Below are 15056 nucleotides of genomic sequence, written 5' to 3'. Positions count from 1 at the left end.
GAGTGAAAGGCGAAAAAAGCATGACAAACACACGCCGCCAATTCCTGAAGACCGGTCTTGCCGGGGCCGGAGCGATGGCTGCCTCCGCTCCCATGCGCTCGATGGCACAACCCGCGCCCGGCGCGCGCCCCAACATCGTGTGGATCGTCAGCGAAGACAACAACCCGTTCATCGGCGCTTATGGCGATGCTCTGGCCAACACGCCGAACATCGATGCGCTGGCCAAGGCGGGCATTCTTTATCGCCACGCCTATTCCAACGCCCCGGTCTGCGCGCCTTCACGCTTCGGCATCCTGACCGGCGTCCTGCCCGAATCCTGCGCGCCCGCGCAGCACATGCGCGCCGATGCGAAGGCGGCTGGCATCCTGCCCAGCTATCCCGATCTGCTGCGCAAGGCGGGCTATTACGTCACCAACAACGTCAAGACCGATTACAACTGCGATATCGATCCCAAAGCGATCTGGGATGACAGCAGCACCCGCGCACACTGGAAGAACCGGCCGGAAGGCAAGCCCTTCATGGCGGTGTTCAACCTGATGACCACGCATGAATCGCAGAACTTCAAGCCCACACCGGGCAAGGTTCAGCCCGATGCAGTGCGCGTGCCAGCCTATATGCCCGATACGCCGGTGATCCGCGCGGACATCGCCGGGTACTACAACCGCATGGAAATCATGGACGGGCAGGTCGGCAAGTTGCTGGCCGAACTCGATGCCGCAGGGCTTTCTGACGATACCATCGTCTTCTACTATTCCGACAATGGCGGCGTGCTGCCCCGGTCAAAGCGCTATTGCTATGATTCCGGGCTGCGTTGCGCGTTGACCGTGCGGGTGCCGCCCAAATGGGCGCACCTTGCGCCAAACGGGCCGGGCAGCGTGGTCGAAGCACCAGTCAGTTTCATCGATCTGGCCCCAACCGTCCTCTCGCTCGGCGGTGTGCCCATTCCCAAGGCGATGCAGGGCAGGGCGCTTCTGGGTAAAGCCGCCAAGGCACCGGGCAAATATGCGTTCGGAATGCGCAACCGCATGGACGAACGCTACGACTTCGTGCGCACGGTAACCGATGGGCGCTGGCGCTATGTCCGCAACTACATGCCGCATTTGCCCTTGATGCAGAATCAGGCCTTCGCGTGGCTGGCGAAGGGGTATCAGGAGATCGACCGGCTGCGCATGGAGGGCAAGCTATCGCCGCTGCAACAGCGCCTGTTTGAAGAGCGTCCGTTCGAAGAGCTTTACGATACGCAAGGTGACCCGGACGAAACGGTGAACCTTGCTGCAAACCCGGCTCAGGCAAGCCGCATGGCCGAAATGCGCCGCGCGCTCGATGCACACATGCTGGCGATCAACGACAACGGGTTCATCCCCGAAGGCTCGTCACTCGAAGGTTATGTGCCAAGCCGCGTGGCCGGTGCCTATCCGCTCAAGCGGCTGATGCTGCTTGGGCAGGTGGCCGCGCGCGGGGATCGGCGCAAGGCTGGCGTGTTGCGCGCTGCGCTGGCCGACCGCAACGAGGTTGTCCGCTTCTGGGGCGCGACAGGCTTTGCCGTTCAGGGCGCTTTCGGAAACGATCTGCCGCTTCTGGCGCAGATCGCGAAAACCGATCCCGTCCCGCAAGTGCGCGTGGCCGCGTGTGAAGCACTGGCCCGCAGCGGCGATGCGGCCACGGCCTGCCCGCTGCTGGCACAGATGCTCGTCGCCCGTTACCACAGCAAGGTGCGGTTGCAGGCGCTGAACGTGCTGACCCGCATGGGACCGGCGGCCGCCCCCGCGCTTGACCAGCTTCGTGCGCTGACGGCGGACAAGGACGAATACCTGCCCAACGCAGCGCGGTTTGCCGTTCAGATGCTGGAAGGCACCTATGACCCGTCCAAGCCGATCTACGATCTGGAAGCGCTGCTGAGCCGGGGCAGCACGAACGGGCCTGCGCCCAAGGACTGACTGTTCACGCCCTGATTTGACAGCGCAGTCCGAAAGCGCGCGCGGCAGCTCAGGGCCATCAAGACACGAATTCGAGGATAAGATGATGACCGGAAACCGCTCCATCCGCAGGCTCGCCCTCGGCACCGTGGCAACATTCGCCGCGATCATTTCGCCGCTTGCCGCGCAGGCGCAGGAAGCCGCCACGCCCGCACCAGCCTCTCAGGCACCAGCAAAGCCAGAGCGCCAGCGCAACGTGATCTTCATTCTGGTGGACGATCTGCGCTTTGACGGGCTGGGCTTCCTGCAACCGGGCATCAAGACCCCGAATATCGACAAGCTGGCCGCCGGCGGCAGCTATTTCCCGAATACCCGCGCCACCTCTTCGCTGTGCAGCCCCAGCCGCGCCACGATCCTCACCGGGATGACCGCGCGCAATCATGGCGTGGTGGACAACAACCATTCGTCGGAAGAGGGCCTGACGTTCTTCCCCAAGTATCTGCAGGGGCAGGGCTATCAGACCGCGTTCCTCGGCAAGTGGCACATGGGCAACGACACCGCCAGCCCGCGCCCCGGCTTTGACAAGTGGATCAGCTTCAAGGGGCAAGGCAACTATTATCCCAACACCGGCATTTCGGACGAAGCCTATGCCAAGGGCGTGGTCCACACGCTGAACGTCGATGGCAAGGACGTGCCGCAGAAGGGCTACATCACCGATGAACTGACCGATTACGCGCTCAACTGGTTAAGCAAGGAGCGCGATGCCAAGAAGCCGTTCTTCCTCTACCTCAGCCACAAGGCGGTCCATTCCGATCCGCTGCCCGCGCCGCGCCACGCGCACCAGTACGACAACTTCCAGTTCAAGCTGCCCGCCAGCGCCGCCAACACGCCCGAAAACTACAAGGGCAAGCCGCGCTGGGTCTATGATCAGCGCAACACCTGGCACGGTATCGATTTCTTCTACAATTCCGACATGCCGATGACGGAATACCTGAAGCACTACTACGCCACGCTGTCTGCGGTGGACGACAGCGTGGGCCGGATCATGCAGTATCTTAAGAAGACCGGGCTGGAAAAGGACACGCTGGTCATCTTCACCTCGGACAACGGTTTTCAGGTGGGTGAACACGGGCTGATCGACAAGCGCAACGCCTATGAAGCCTCGGTCAAGGTGCCGCTGGTGATGTATGAACCGGGCACCGTGCCTGCAGGCGTGGTCAACACCGGCGCGATCCGCAATCTCGATTTCGCGCCGACGTTCCTCGATCTGGCAGGCGCGCCGCGCCCCGCCCAGTTCGAAGGCAAGAGCGCCTGGCCGCTGATCACCGGCAAGCAGGCTGCCAAGGACTGGAAGGCCCCCGACTTCACCTATGAATACTACTGGGAGTGGACCTTCCCGCAGACGCCGGGCACTTTCGCGATCCAGCGCGGCAACCTGAAGTACATCCAGTATTACGGCGTCTACGACATCGACGAGCTTTACGATGTGGCTGCCGACCCGGAGGAGATGCACAACCTTGCGGAAGATCCCAAGTACCTCGAAGCGAAGATCGAACTGCGCAAGGCGCTCTACGAACAACTCGCCAACCGCGAAGGCAAGCACGTCATCCCCTATACCCAGCGCCAGTCCATCGGCGCGGTGCGGCGCAACCGCAATGGCACCGGCGCGGCCCCGTTTCCCGACGAATGGCTGGTCGAACCCAACCGCGAAGACCGGCTTGATCCCATCGTCCCCGATAGCGTTGCGAAGCAGGCCGCGCATGATCGCGGTGAAAAGTTCGCACCGTCGCCCATCGTTGGCCAGGGCACCAACAGCGTCGAACATGGGCTGAAGAGCCTGCCAAAGGGCGCGAGGAACTGATTGTCGGGCTTTTGAAATCCACCCTCGTCGTCCAGCCATTTGGGCGATAAGGCACTCCTGCGGGGGGACGGCTTGCCCGTCTCCCCGTTTTTTTGGACATAAGGTATGATGATGACCGATCTGCACGCGGGAATGCGCCTCATCGAAGGCGGCACCTTCACGATGGGGTCGGAAGTATTCTACCCTGAAGAAGCGCCCCTGCGCCAGGTGAAGGTGGACAGCTTCTGGATCGATGAAACGCCCGTCACCAACGCGCAGTTCGCCGCGTTCGTCGCTGCCACCGGATATGTCACCGTGGCCGAAATCGCACCCGATCCAAAGAACTATCCCGGCATGTTGCCCGGCATGGACCGCGCCGGATCACTGGTCTTCCACAAGACCGCAGGGCCGGTGGACATGGGCAACGCCGGCAATTGGTGGCACTTCACGTTCGGCGCCTGCTGGAACCATCCCTTGGGGCCGGACAGCGATCTTGCAGGCCTCGAAGATCACCCCGTCGTCCATGTCGCCTATGCCGATGCGGAAGCTTATGCCAGATGGGCGGGCAAGGACTTGCCGACCGAGGCCGAGTTCGAATATGCCGCACGCGGCGGGCTTGAAGGCGTAGAGTTCGCGTGGGGTGATGAGCTTGCCCCCGAAGGCCGCATGATGGCCAATTACTGGCAGGGCCTGTTCCCCTTCGCCAACCAGATGCTCGACGGGTGGGAGCGCACCTCCCCTGTGCGCAGCTTCGATCCCAACGGCTATGGCCTTTACGACCTCATCGGCAACACCTGGGAGTGGACCAGCGACTGGTGGAGCGAAAAGCCGATAGCCCCGAAAAAGAAGGATTCATGCTGCGCGATCAGCAACCCGCGCGGGGCCAAGCTGAAGGACAGCTTCGATCCGTCGCAGCCCGGCGTGCGGATCGGGCGCAAGGTCATCAAGGGCGGTTCGCACTTGTGCGCTGCCAACTACTGCCAGCGCTACCGCCCGGCGGCGCGTCACCCCGAGATGGTCGATACCGCAACCACGCACATCGGCTTCCGCTGTGTGGTACGCGCCTGATTAATTATAGTATTACTGACAGGGGTGGTGTGGTGTGAACGCATCACTTCGGCGCAAATTGCTGTGTATCTGATTCTTCATGTGACAGACATGTTGCGAATCGTTAGACCAAATTCTCACAAGTCGTCCGGCGCGGCCTTGGGAGAGGATGCGACAAAAAATCGCGCCGCGCCGGATGTTATCCCAACATTGCTCTAAGAGAATCAGCTTGCGTCGCTGTTCAGCGCCGCGCTGATTCCTTGTTCTGCCTCCGTCGCATCAGCGATGAGCTTGCGCAGGGCAGTTGCGGTGTCTTCCAGCAGACCCGCGCTGACGGGGCGCTCTGCATTGATGAAGCGCCGGATGGCGCGTTCATCGATGCCCAGCCGCCGCGATGCTGCGGTCGTCCCGCCCAGAACCTGAACGCAAAAGGCAAAATGCTCGTTCAAATCTTGGGGCATGGGATACAGGACCGTCATTCGAGTGCAGGCGCGCATGAGTTTCTGAACGCGCGCGCGCCTTACCCAAATTTTAGCCGCTGGCCAATTGTGGGGGGCTCTTTGTCAGATTGTCCACTGGGCCGGAAGAATTGAGATCTGGTAACAGATCACCGCAATCGCGCAGTTCCTCCCGAACTTGTCGAGATCAACTCATTCGAAAGGAGTTGCAGTCATGATGTTGCTCCATTGGATGCGACTTGCAGGATCTAGGGTCTGACGTGATGAATGAACGATCGACAGGGTTTGGCAGGCGCACCGTGCCGGTTGCAGGCCAGCCAGCACCCGCTGTGCTGCCCGGTACGGGAAGCTTCGGCATGGCGCAGCCCCGCTATGGGCATGAGCGCGCCGCTGGCGTTGCAGACGATATTGATTTCCAGATTCTCGGCAACGACCTCCAATTCGTCGAGATCGAACTTGATCCGGGTGAAAGCGTGATTGCCGAACCGGGTGCGATGGTCTGGAAGGACTTCGATATCGAACCGTCCACTGTGCTTGATCCCGACAATCGGCCAGGGCAGGGGTTCGGAAGCAAGTTGCTTAACGCAGGCAAGCGCATGCTTTCCGGCGAGAGCCTGTTTCTCGCGATGTTCACAAACGATGGCGTGGGCATTTCCAAGCGCGCAAAGATCGCTTTCTCCTCGCCGATGCCGGGCAATATCTTGCCGCTGCGCCTTTCGGATTATGGCGGAAAGGTGATCTGCCAGCGGGAAAGTTTTCTGGCGGCCGCGCGCGGGGTGTCGGTGGGCGTCACCCTCATTCCGGGCATGCGGGGTGGAGGGCTTTCGGGAATGATCCGTGGCGGGATAACCGGAATGTTCGGTGGTGAAGGCTTCATAATGCAGAAGCTTGAAGGCGATGGCTGGGCCTTCGTTCACATGGGCGGCGCGGTGATCGAACGGCAACTTGCAGCCGGAGAGCGCATTCACGTCGATACCGGCTGCGTCGCAGCCTATACTGAAGGCGTGGATTTCCGCGTCGTTATGGCCGGAGGTGGCGTCCGCAACCGACTGGTGGGGGGTGAAGGGTTGTTCTACGCAGCGCTCACCGGACCGGGAACCGTGTGGATACAATCTGTGCCCTTTGCGCGTTTGGCGCTCAATATCATGGGTGTTGCACAGGGTGTGGGGTATGGCGGCGAAACGAGCATGGCTGGTGTAGCCGCGGCGGGCGCTGTTGGCGTGGCAGGGGCGGTCGGACTGGCCGGTGCTGCCGCTGCTTTTGGCGGCGGGGCGCTGGCCGAACATCCTGGCGGCGGCTTGGGAAGTACGGCGATGTCTGCCACCGGAGGGGTTGACGGCGATGGAGGCATTCTGGGCGCTCTCGGCGGCTGGCTTTCAGGCGATTGACCTCGCGACGTAAAACCAATTCGCTTGAGCGGTGCGAAGTCGCCGTCGTTTAACCCTACGTCATTTTTCAAGCGCTGATTAACCCCGGCCTGTTCGCCACCAGATTGTCCACCACGCCGGGGTCTGCCAGCGTGGATGTGTCGCCCAGATTCGACATGTCGTTCTCACCGATCTTGCGCAGGATGCGGCGCATGATCTTGCCCGAACGGGTCTTGGGCAGGCCGGGAGCGAACTGGATCACGTCGGGCGTGGCGATGGGGCCGATTTCGTGGCGCACCCACGCGATCAGTTCCTTGCGCAGCGCTTCGTCTGGCTCGACTTCGGCATTGCAGGTGACGAAGGCATAGATGCCTTGCCCCTTGATATCGTGCGGCATCCCCACCACGGCGGCTTCGGCGACCTTGGCGTGGGCCACCAGCGCAGATTCGATTTCAGCCGTGCCCATGCGATGCCCGGAAACGTTGATCACGTCATCGATGCGCCCGGTGATCCAGTAATACCCGTCCTCGTCACGGCGGCACCCGTCGCCGGTGAAGTATTGCCCCTTGAACGTGCTGAAATATGTCTGGAAGAAGCGTTCGTGATCGCCCCACACGGTGCGCATCTGGCCGGGCCATGAATCGGTGATGACAAGGCAGCCGTCGGTCGCGCCTTCAAGGAACACGCCGTCATTGTCCACAAGCGCGGGCTTCACGCCAAAGAACGGACGGCTGGCCGAGCCGGGCTTGAGCGGGGTTGCGCCGGGCAGGGGGGTGATCATCGCGCCGCCGGTTTCGGTCTGCCACCATGTGTCCACAATCGGGCAGCGGGCATCGCCCACCACCTTGTGATACCATTCCCACGCTTCGGGATTGATCGGTTCGCCCACTGATCCCAGCAGGCGCAGCGATGCGCGGCTGGTCTGCTTCACCCAATCGTCGCCCTCGCGCATCAGCGCGCGCAGCGCGGTGGGGGCGCCATAGAAGATCTCGACCTTGAATTTGTCGACCACCTGCCAGAACCGGCTGGGATCGGGCGAATTGGGCACGCCTTCGAACATCACCGTGGTCGCGCCGTTCATCAGCGGGCCGTAGACGACATAGGAATGGCCGGTCACCCAGCCGATGTCCGCCGCGCACCAGTAGATCTGGCCGGGACGGTAATCGAACACGTACTGGTGCGTCATCGATGCCCAGACCGAATAACCGCCGGTGGTGTGCAGCACGCCCTTCGGCTTGCCGGTGGAGCCTGAGGTATAGAGGATGAACAGCGGGTCTTCCGCGCCCATTTCCTCGGGCGGGCAATCGGCGCTCTGCTGCGCCACCGCGCTGGCCCAGTCCACATCGCGGCCTTCTACCACGTTCACGTCCGCACCCGTGCGGCGCAGCATGATCACCGTGTCCACCGCCGGGCACTGCTTCAGCGCTTCGTCTACGTTGGCCTTCAGGGGAACCTTCTTGCCCCCGCGCAGGCCTTCGTCCGATGTCAGCACGATGCGGCTGTCACAATCGGTGATGCGGCCCGCTAGCGCATCGGGGCTGAAGCCTGCAAAGACGATGGAATGGATCGCGCCGATGCGCGCGCAGGCCAGCATAGCCACGGCGGCTTCGGGCACCATCGGCAGATAGATCGTCACCCGCTCGCCGCGCTTCACGCCCTTGGCTTTCAGCAGGTTGGCAAAGCGGCAGACCTGCTCGTGCAGCTCGCGATAGGTGATTTCGCGGTGCGCCTCACCCAGCCCATCTGGCTCCCACAGGATCGCCACGGAATCGCCCCGCTCCGCCAGATGGCGGTCAAGGCAATTGGCCGAAAGGTTCAGCGTGCCATCCTCGAACCAGCGGATGCCGAAATCGGCTTCGTTGAAAGAGGTGTTCTTGACCTTGGTATAGGGCTTGATCCAGTCGAGCCGCTGGCCATGTTCGCCCCAGAAACCTTCCGGGTCTTCCACCGAACGGTTATACATCTCGAAGTAGCGCGCCTCGTCCACAAGTGCGTTTTGCGCCCATTGCGCGGGGACGGGATAGACGGCTTCGGCCATGTCAGGCTCTCCTCTGATGTCTGGCAATCGATTCCTTGCCCTTTGGCCCAGCCATACCGTCAGAAGCACAGCCGGGCTTTTGGACATTAGTCTGAGATGAAAGCCCACCGCGCGCCCTCGCGCAACCGCTAAAGCACCCCGCGATTCCGCAGGAAGCTCCGTAATTCAGGGCAGCTTACCCTGCGAATCCCGCACATTCCGCATTAAGAGCGCTTTCCGACCACTCTGGATCATCGTGATTGCGGGAGGAAGCTCGCTGGCAAGGCGCGGCGTGCAGCAGAGGCTGGTTGCCCCTGCAAGCGACGCAACGCTGTCCAGCGAGCTTCCTCCCGCAACCGCAAAGCGGCGGGCCGAATTTGGTCCATCGCAGCGTTGCTCGTCAGTCACAATGCCTCAGCATTGCTCCTTCCTCGCGCCTCGCGCTGAACCAAATTCGGCTCCGTCACGGTGACCCAGAGTGGTCGGAAAGTGCTCTCGGGCAATGTTTTGTTGCAAACCCGCCCGCCACGCGCAAAAAGTGCAGCGCAGCTAAGGCGCATCGCTTCGGGGGAGCGTGTTTCATCGGGGCAAGGGGCATGGCAGGCAACCGCATGTCGGCCTTATCCCGGCGATCTGCGATCCTCCGGCTGTTGAACCTTGGCACCACGCTTGGCGCTGCTATCGTGCCGGTGTGCTGCTGCAAACGCGCCGGGAACCTATGCAAGCTGCTTCGATAGTTCTGGTAGAAGACGATGGCCCGCTGCGGACGCTCACCGCTCGCGCCCTTCGGGAAAATGGCTATAACGTGCGCACCGCCGCCACCGGCGCGGAAATGTGGGTGGCGCTGGAAAGCGAACCGGCTGATCTGGTCGTCCTCGATATCATGCTGCCCGGCACCAGCGGCATCGAACTGTTCCGCCGCTTGCGCAAGCAAAGCGATGTGCCGATCATTTTCGTCTCCGCGCGCGGCAGCGAAGAAGACCGCGTGCTCGGCCTTGAACTCGGTGCAGACGATTACCTCGCCAAACCATTCAGCACGCGCGAACTGGTCGCTCGCATCGGCGCGGTCCTGCGTCGTGGTGGCACCACCGGAACCGATACCGCCGGCGAAACCGGGTCGCGCAGCGGCGAAATCCGCTTTGACGGCTGGACTGTTTCGATGGCCCGGCGCGAACTTCATTCACCCAGCGGCGCGATGGTCGATCTGACCGGCGCGGAGTTCGATCTGCTCACCACCTTCATCGGTCAGCCGCAGCGCGTGCTGGGCCGCGAACGCCTGATCGAACTTTCGCGCACCCGGCTGGGTGACAGTTCGGACCGCAGCGTCGATGTGCTGGTCAGCCGCCTTCGCCGCAAGCTGGCGGGCGCGGGCGGCAGTGCCCCGATCGTCACGGTGCGCGGCGTAGGCTATATGTTCAAGGCGGAAGTCCAGCGCCCCTGATGCTGCGCAAGTTCGGCCTGCCAGAGCGGTTGCTCGCAATCCTGCTGCTGGTGGCGGGCGTGGATTTCGCCGCCAATACTCTTCTGTTCGAACGCGCCAGCCAGTTCGCCGTGCGCGAGGATGACGCGGCGCGCGTGGCTGAACACCTCGCGATTGCCAGCCGCGCGCTCGAACAGGCGCCCCCTGCCAAACGGCCCGCCACAGCCCGATCGCTCAGCACGAAGCATTTCGTTGTCATCTGGCGCGAAAGCGGCGCGCGCCGCACCGGCTCGGTGCCACTGGCCACGATGCGCCAGCAGGTGCTCGACATGAGCGAAGGTCTGGGCGATTCCGACCTGCAACTCTACCTCCAGCCCGTGAGCGGGGCCGACGCAATCTACGGCTCGATGCTGCTGTCCGACCGCAGCGTGCTGTTCTTCCGCACGCGCAGCAGCGATGCCTGGACGCTGAACGCCGGTCGCATCCTCACGCTGATGCTGCCGACGCTGGTTCTCGTCACACTGGCGTGGGTTCTTTTCCGTGCCACGTTGGCGCCTTTGCGCACATTGGTCCGCGCCAGCCGCAAGGTGGGGGCAGGGCCGCCCGAATTGCTGGAAGAGCAGGGCACCAGCGAAGTGCGCGAACTGATCCACGCCTTCAACGAAATGCAGCATCGCATCCACGAATCGATGACCAATCGCACCCAGTCGATGCTGGCCATCGGCCACGATCTGCGCACGCCGCTGTCGCGTATGCAGTTGCGGCTCGAAGATGCGCGGATCGACGAGGAAACCCGCGCTGACATGGCGCAGGATCTGGGCGAGATGCGCCACATGCTTGAGTCGCTGCAAGCCTTCGTCGACAGTGGCGGCACCAAAATTCCTGCCGAACGCATCGATCTGGCGGTCATGGCGCAGACGCTGGTCGATACCGCAGCCGATGATGGGTGCGATGCAACATTCCACGGCCTTGAAAGCATCGAAATCATGGCGCGGCCCGTGTCGGTGCGCCGCGCACTGGCCAATCTGATCGAGAACGCGATCCACTATGCCGGTTCGGTCAATGTCACCGTGCGGCGTGATGGCGATCATGCCGAAGTGCTGATCGAGGATGAAGGCCCCGGAATCCCTGAAGATCGGATGGATGAAGTGATGCAGCCTTTCGTCCGGCTCGACACCGCGCGATCACGCGATACGCCGGGCATGGGGCTGGGGCTTGCCATCGTGCGCAGCGCCGTGAAACTTGATGGTGGCGTGCTGCAATTGCGAAACAAGCCAGAGGGGGGCTTGGTCATAACCATGCGATTCCCGGTCGCAAGCGCTCCTGCGCGCTGAAACAATTCGTTACAGTCGCGTTCGCAAAGGGAAAGACGGGGCACATACTTTGACAAGCGACCCGACAACCGATTCCGGCTGTCGGCTGCTGACAAAGGTATGGAACAGTGAACGAACTCATCGGCCGCGTCTTCAGCTTTGAAAAGACCGTATTCCCCGACAGTCGCGAACTGTTCGGCAAGCTCGTGAGCGAAGGGCAGTCGCCCAAGGCGCTGATGATCTCCTGCGCCGATTCGCGCATCGTACCCGAACAGATCATGCAGGCGCAGCCGGGCGAACTCTTCGTCTGCCGCAACGCCGGCAACATGGTCCCCCCCTTCGCTACGATGAACGGTGGCGTCACCTCCACGGTCGAATATGCGGTCATGGCGCTGGGCGTGCGCGATATCATCGTTTGCGGCCATTCCGATTGCGGCGCGATGAAGGCGCTCTCTGCACCCGAACTGCCCGAAGGTATGCCCAACGTGGTCGCATGGCTGCGCCACGGCGCGGCAGCCGAAAGCGTCGTGTCGAGCTGTTCGCCGCACCTCGGCACCGATGAGCGTGTACGCGCCGTCAGCCTCCAGAACGTAATCGTCCAGATCGATCACCTGCGCACGCATCCTTCGGTCGCCACCGCCATCGCGCGCGGTGAAATGGCGCTACACGGCTGGTTCGTTGATATCAGCGCCGGCATGGTGCTGGGCCTCGATGGCGAAACCGGCGAATTCGTGCCCCTGCGCGAAGACAAGCCGCTTCCAGTGGCCGTCCCCGCGCGTGCACGCGCCGTTATCGACTCATGGACCGCCGAGGCCGCAGAATGACAGCTGTAACTGCTGAAGCCGAAGGCGGCGGGCTTTCCCGCTACTTCGTGCGCGATTTCACCGCGTCTATCGTGGTATTCCTCGTGGCCATGCCGCTGTGCATGGGCATTGCCATCGCTTCGGGCGTTCCGCCTGAAAAGGGTCTGGTGACCGGGATCATCGGCGGTATCGTCGTCGGCCTGCTCGCAGGCTCTCCGCTGCAGGTCAGCGGTCCCGCTGCTGGCCTCGCCGTGATCGTGTTCGAATTTGTCCGCGACAATGGCCTGTCCGCGCTTGGCCCTGTGCTGGTGCTGGCCGGCGCGCTTCAGTTCGTCGCGGGCGTTGCCAAGCTGGGCGGCGTGTTCCGTGCCATTTCTCCGGCAGTGGTCCACGGGATGCTGGCCGGGATCGGCGCGCTCATCGTGATCGGCCAGTTCCACATCCTGTTCGACGCCAAACCGATGTCCAACGGAATCGACAATCTGGCGATGATGCCCGCGCGGATGCTCGGCCTCACGCCGTTTGATATCGGCAAGACCGAACTGGCGCTGATGCTGGGTCTTCTCACCATCGGCACCATGATGCTGTGGGACAAGAAGAAGCCCAAGAGCCTCGGCCTGCTCCCCGGTGCGCTGCTAGGCGTGCTGGCGGCAACTGGCGTCGCGTGGGGCTTTGGGCTGGACGTAGCCCGTATCACCGTGCCCGATTCCATCGCTGCGGCCTTCGCTCTGCCCGAAGCGGGCGTGTTTTCCACGCTCACGCAAGGGTCGATGATCGTTTCGGCCATCGCCATCGCTTTCATCGCCAGCGCGGAAACGCTGCTTTCGGCAGCCGCGGTTGACCGGATGCACGATGGCGTCCGCACCGATTACAACAAGGAACTGCGCGCCCAGGGCGTGGGCAACCTGTTGTGCGGCATGGTCAATGCCCTGCCGATGACCGGCGTGATCGTGCGCAGCTCGGCCAACGTGCAGGCCGGTGCGATGACGCGCATGTCGGCTGTCATGCACGGCGTGTGGATCCTCGGCTTCGTGGCGTTGCTGCCGTTCATCCTGCGCGAAGTGCCAATGGCTGCGCTTGGCGGCGTGCTGGTGGTCACCGGATGGAAGCTGGTCAGCCTGAAGCATGTGCAACACCTCTTCAAGGTGCATGGCTATATGCCCGCGCTGATCTGGACGGCCACCTTCGTTCTGGTGGTGACGACCGACCTGCTGACCGGCGTTCTGGCGGGCCTTGCGCTCTCCGCGCTGGAACTGCTGCCCCATGTAAAGAACCTCAAGTTCCGCGTGGGTGAAAAGTCGGTGGGCGAAGCGGTGCATCTCGAACTCGAAGGTGCCGCAACGTTCCTTGGCCTGACCAAGTTGACCAACGTGCTGGAACAGGTTCCGCACAGCAAGCCGGTCCACGTGATTCTCGACCGCGTTCACGCGATCGATCACACCACCGCCGAAATGCTCACCGAATGGCTTTCGCGCCGCCGCCTGCGTGGCACGGACGTGAAGGTGAGCGGACCTGCGCCGATTCTCAAATCCCTAGCCCACGCCGCCTGATCCCGGCGAAGTGGGCATCCCCCCTGACGGCCGGAAGCACCCCCTTCCGGCCGTCAACCTTTTGACGATGCGAACCGCGACTGTTGCCAATTGGCCGCAGTCGCGTTTCGCGCAATCGCGCCTGCAAAATTTATCTTGCAGTGCAGCAAATCGCGATGATAGGTATGGGCCTCTGCTCCGACGGACGCCCCAACGAGAGGTGATCGCGCGGCAGACGCAGGTGGAACGTGATAATCCTATTCAGGGAGCGTTCCGTATGAAGATCCGTCTGGCCGCAGCCGTGGCACCTGTCGCCCTCGCTATGTTTGCGACTCCGGCTTTCGCGCAGGAAGAAGAATCCAGCCCCATCACCGTTTCGGGCAGCGCTGCTCTCGTCTCTGACTACCGTTTCCGTGGCGTCTCGATGACCGACAAGGAAATGGCCGTGCAGGCTGGCGTCACCGTTGCGCATGAAAGCGGCTTCTATGTCGGCACCTGGGGTTCGAACCTTGCTGGTTGGGGCACCTTTGCCGGTTCCAACATGGAACTCGACATCATCGGCGGTTACAAGACCGAAGTCGGCGGCGTCGGCATCGACGTTGGCCTGACCTGGTACATGTATCCGGGCGGTCTCGACAACACCGACTTCGCAGAACCCTATGTGAAGATTTCGGGCGCTGCCGGTCCTGCCAACCTCCTCGTCGGCGTTGCCTATGCGCCCAAGCAGGAAGCGCTTGGCAAGTGGTACAACAACGGCACCACCGCTGGCACCGGCGTCTATGACAATCCCGGCGCCAAGGCTGACAACGTCTATGTCTGGGCAGACGCTTCGACCTCCATCCCCGACACCGGCCTGACGCTCAAGGGTCACCTCGGCTACACCAACGGCGGCAACGATGGCCTTGGCCCTCAAGGTACGTCGGTTTCGCCCACCGGCGAATACCTCGATTGGCTGATCGGTGCTGACTACGCGCTGGGCAATGTCACGCTCGGCGTAGCCTATGTCGATACCGACCTCAGCCCTGCTGACTATAACTACCTGACGCCGAACTTCTCCTCGACCAAGGACGGTTCGAACATCGCAGGCTCGCGCGTGGTCGTCTCGGCAACCGTCGCGTTCTGATAAGGCTACCGGGCAACCGGTAACCGCACGCAACAAGGCCCCCGTTCCGAAAGGAGCGGGGGTTTTGCGTTCCAAACACAGGGATATTGACAAAAAGAACCATATAGGTTATACGCCCCGCCATAGGTCAGGAGCGAAGGCAAAGGCCGGCCCAGCTTCTCTCCTTCGGAAGCTGACACATGTTGAAGGCTTCCGGCGCGATCGGCGCGGCAGTGCGCACGGG

The 15056-nt window shown here is 62.4% G+C and carries 11 protein-coding genes; 9 read left to right on the top strand and 2 right to left on the bottom strand.

The window, feature by feature from the left end:
• The first annotated feature begins 20 nt into the window (after positions 1-20).
• The 3 genes from HGI47_RS20960 to HGI47_RS20950 all read left to right on the top strand — a co-directional run bounded on the left by HGI47_RS20960 (position 21) and on the right by HGI47_RS20950 (position 4824).
• Positions 21-1937: a sulfatase-like hydrolase/transferase gene (locus HGI47_RS20960; RefSeq protein WP_168854709.1), complete on the top strand. Its 1917-nt coding sequence runs from the start codon at positions 21-23 to the stop codon at positions 1935-1937.
• A gap of 85 nt (positions 1938-2022) precedes the next feature.
• Positions 2023-3777, top strand: coding sequence for a sulfatase (locus tag HGI47_RS20955; RefSeq protein WP_168854708.1), 1755 nt, complete (start codon positions 2023-2025; stop codon positions 3775-3777).
• A 132-nt stretch (positions 3778-3909) separates the two neighbouring features.
• A complete protein-coding gene (locus tag HGI47_RS20950; RefSeq protein WP_168854719.1) occupies positions 3910-4824 on the top strand; it encodes a formylglycine-generating enzyme family protein in 915 nt (304 codons plus the stop codon).
• Positions 4825-5027: 203 nt separating this feature from the next.
• Here HGI47_RS20950 and HGI47_RS20945 read toward each other — a convergent pair whose 3' ends face one another.
• Positions 5028-5264, bottom strand: a complete 237-nt coding sequence (locus HGI47_RS20945) for a hypothetical protein (protein WP_168854707.1) — start codon at positions 5262-5264, stop codon at positions 5028-5030.
• A 260-nt stretch (positions 5265-5524) separates the two neighbouring features.
• Between HGI47_RS20945 and HGI47_RS20940 the strand changes: the two genes are divergently transcribed.
• Entirely contained in the window at positions 5525-6649 is a 1125-nt protein-coding gene (locus HGI47_RS20940) for an AIM24 family protein (RefSeq protein WP_370521811.1), read from the top strand.
• Positions 6650-6716: 67 nt separating this feature from the next.
• Here the strand turns inward: HGI47_RS20940 and acs are convergent, their stop codons facing one another.
• A complete protein-coding gene (gene acs / locus HGI47_RS20935) occupies positions 6717-8666 on the bottom strand; it encodes an acetate--CoA ligase (protein WP_168854706.1) in 1950 nt (649 codons plus the stop codon).
• Positions 8667-9363: 697 nt separating this feature from the next.
• Here acs and HGI47_RS20930 point away from each other — a divergent pair.
• The 5 genes from HGI47_RS20930 (at position 9364) to HGI47_RS20910 (ending at position 14833) form a co-directional block, all read left to right on the top strand.
• A complete protein-coding gene (locus HGI47_RS20930) occupies positions 9364-10086 on the top strand; it encodes a response regulator transcription factor (RefSeq protein WP_168854705.1) in 723 nt (240 codons plus the stop codon).
• On the top strand, positions 10086-11399 hold the full coding sequence (locus HGI47_RS20925; RefSeq protein ID WP_168854704.1) for an ATP-binding protein: 1314 nt from the start codon (positions 10086-10088) through the stop codon (positions 11397-11399). Before HGI47_RS20930 ends, HGI47_RS20925 begins: the two co-directional genes overlap by 1 nt.
• A gap of 107 nt (positions 11400-11506) precedes the next feature.
• A complete protein-coding gene (locus tag HGI47_RS20920; protein ID WP_168854703.1) occupies positions 11507-12202 on the top strand; it encodes a carbonic anhydrase in 696 nt (231 codons plus the stop codon).
• Positions 12199-13731 (top strand): SulP family inorganic anion transporter, encoded by a 1533-nt coding sequence (locus tag HGI47_RS20915; RefSeq protein WP_168854702.1) that lies wholly within the window; start codon positions 12199-12201, stop codon positions 13729-13731. Before HGI47_RS20920 ends, HGI47_RS20915 begins: the two co-directional genes overlap by 4 nt.
• Positions 13732-13987: 256 nt before the next feature.
• A complete protein-coding gene (locus HGI47_RS20910; RefSeq protein ID WP_168854701.1) occupies positions 13988-14833 on the top strand; it encodes a TorF family putative porin in 846 nt (281 codons plus the stop codon).
• Positions 14834-15056 lie beyond the last annotated feature (223 nt).

The organism is Novosphingobium sp. ERN07 (assembly GCF_012641335.1).
Taxonomy (GTDB): domain Bacteria; phylum Pseudomonadota; class Alphaproteobacteria; order Sphingomonadales; family Sphingomonadaceae; genus Novosphingobium.
Note: the sequence above shows the minus strand (reverse complement) of the source record. Positions and strands in the feature narration are given on the sequence as shown.

What these genes read in the sequence shown, in the direction of transcription:
- HGI47_RS20960 (WP_168854709.1), top strand. Translation starts at nt 21, where the DNA reads ATGACAAACACACGCCGCCAATTCCTGAAGACCGGTCTTGCCGGGGCC.
- HGI47_RS20955 (WP_168854708.1), top strand. Translation starts at nt 2,023, where the DNA reads ATGACCGGAAACCGCTCCATCCGCAGGCTCGCCCTCGGCACCGTGGCA.
- HGI47_RS20950 (WP_168854719.1), top strand. Translation starts at nt 3,910, where the DNA reads ATGCGCCTCATCGAAGGCGGCACCTTCACGATGGGGTCGGAAGTATTC.
- HGI47_RS20945 (WP_168854707.1), bottom strand. Translation starts at nt 5,264, where the DNA reads ATGCCCCAAGATTTGAACGAGCATTTTGCCTTTTGCGTTCAGGTTCTG.
- HGI47_RS20940 (WP_370521811.1), top strand. Translation starts at nt 5,525, where the DNA reads ATGAATGAACGATCGACAGGGTTTGGCAGGCGCACCGTGCCGGTTGCA.
- acs (WP_168854706.1), bottom strand. Translation starts at nt 8,666, where the DNA reads ATGGCCGAAGCCGTCTATCCCGTCCCCGCGCAATGGGCGCAAAACGCA.
- HGI47_RS20930 (WP_168854705.1), top strand. Translation starts at nt 9,364, where the DNA reads ATGCAAGCTGCTTCGATAGTTCTGGTAGAAGACGATGGCCCGCTGCGG.
- HGI47_RS20925 (WP_168854704.1), top strand. Translation starts at nt 10,086, where the DNA reads ATGCTGCGCAAGTTCGGCCTGCCAGAGCGGTTGCTCGCAATCCTGCTG.
- HGI47_RS20915 (WP_168854702.1), top strand. Translation starts at nt 12,199, where the DNA reads ATGACAGCTGTAACTGCTGAAGCCGAAGGCGGCGGGCTTTCCCGCTAC.
- HGI47_RS20910 (WP_168854701.1), top strand. Translation starts at nt 13,988, where the DNA reads ATGAAGATCCGTCTGGCCGCAGCCGTGGCACCTGTCGCCCTCGCTATG.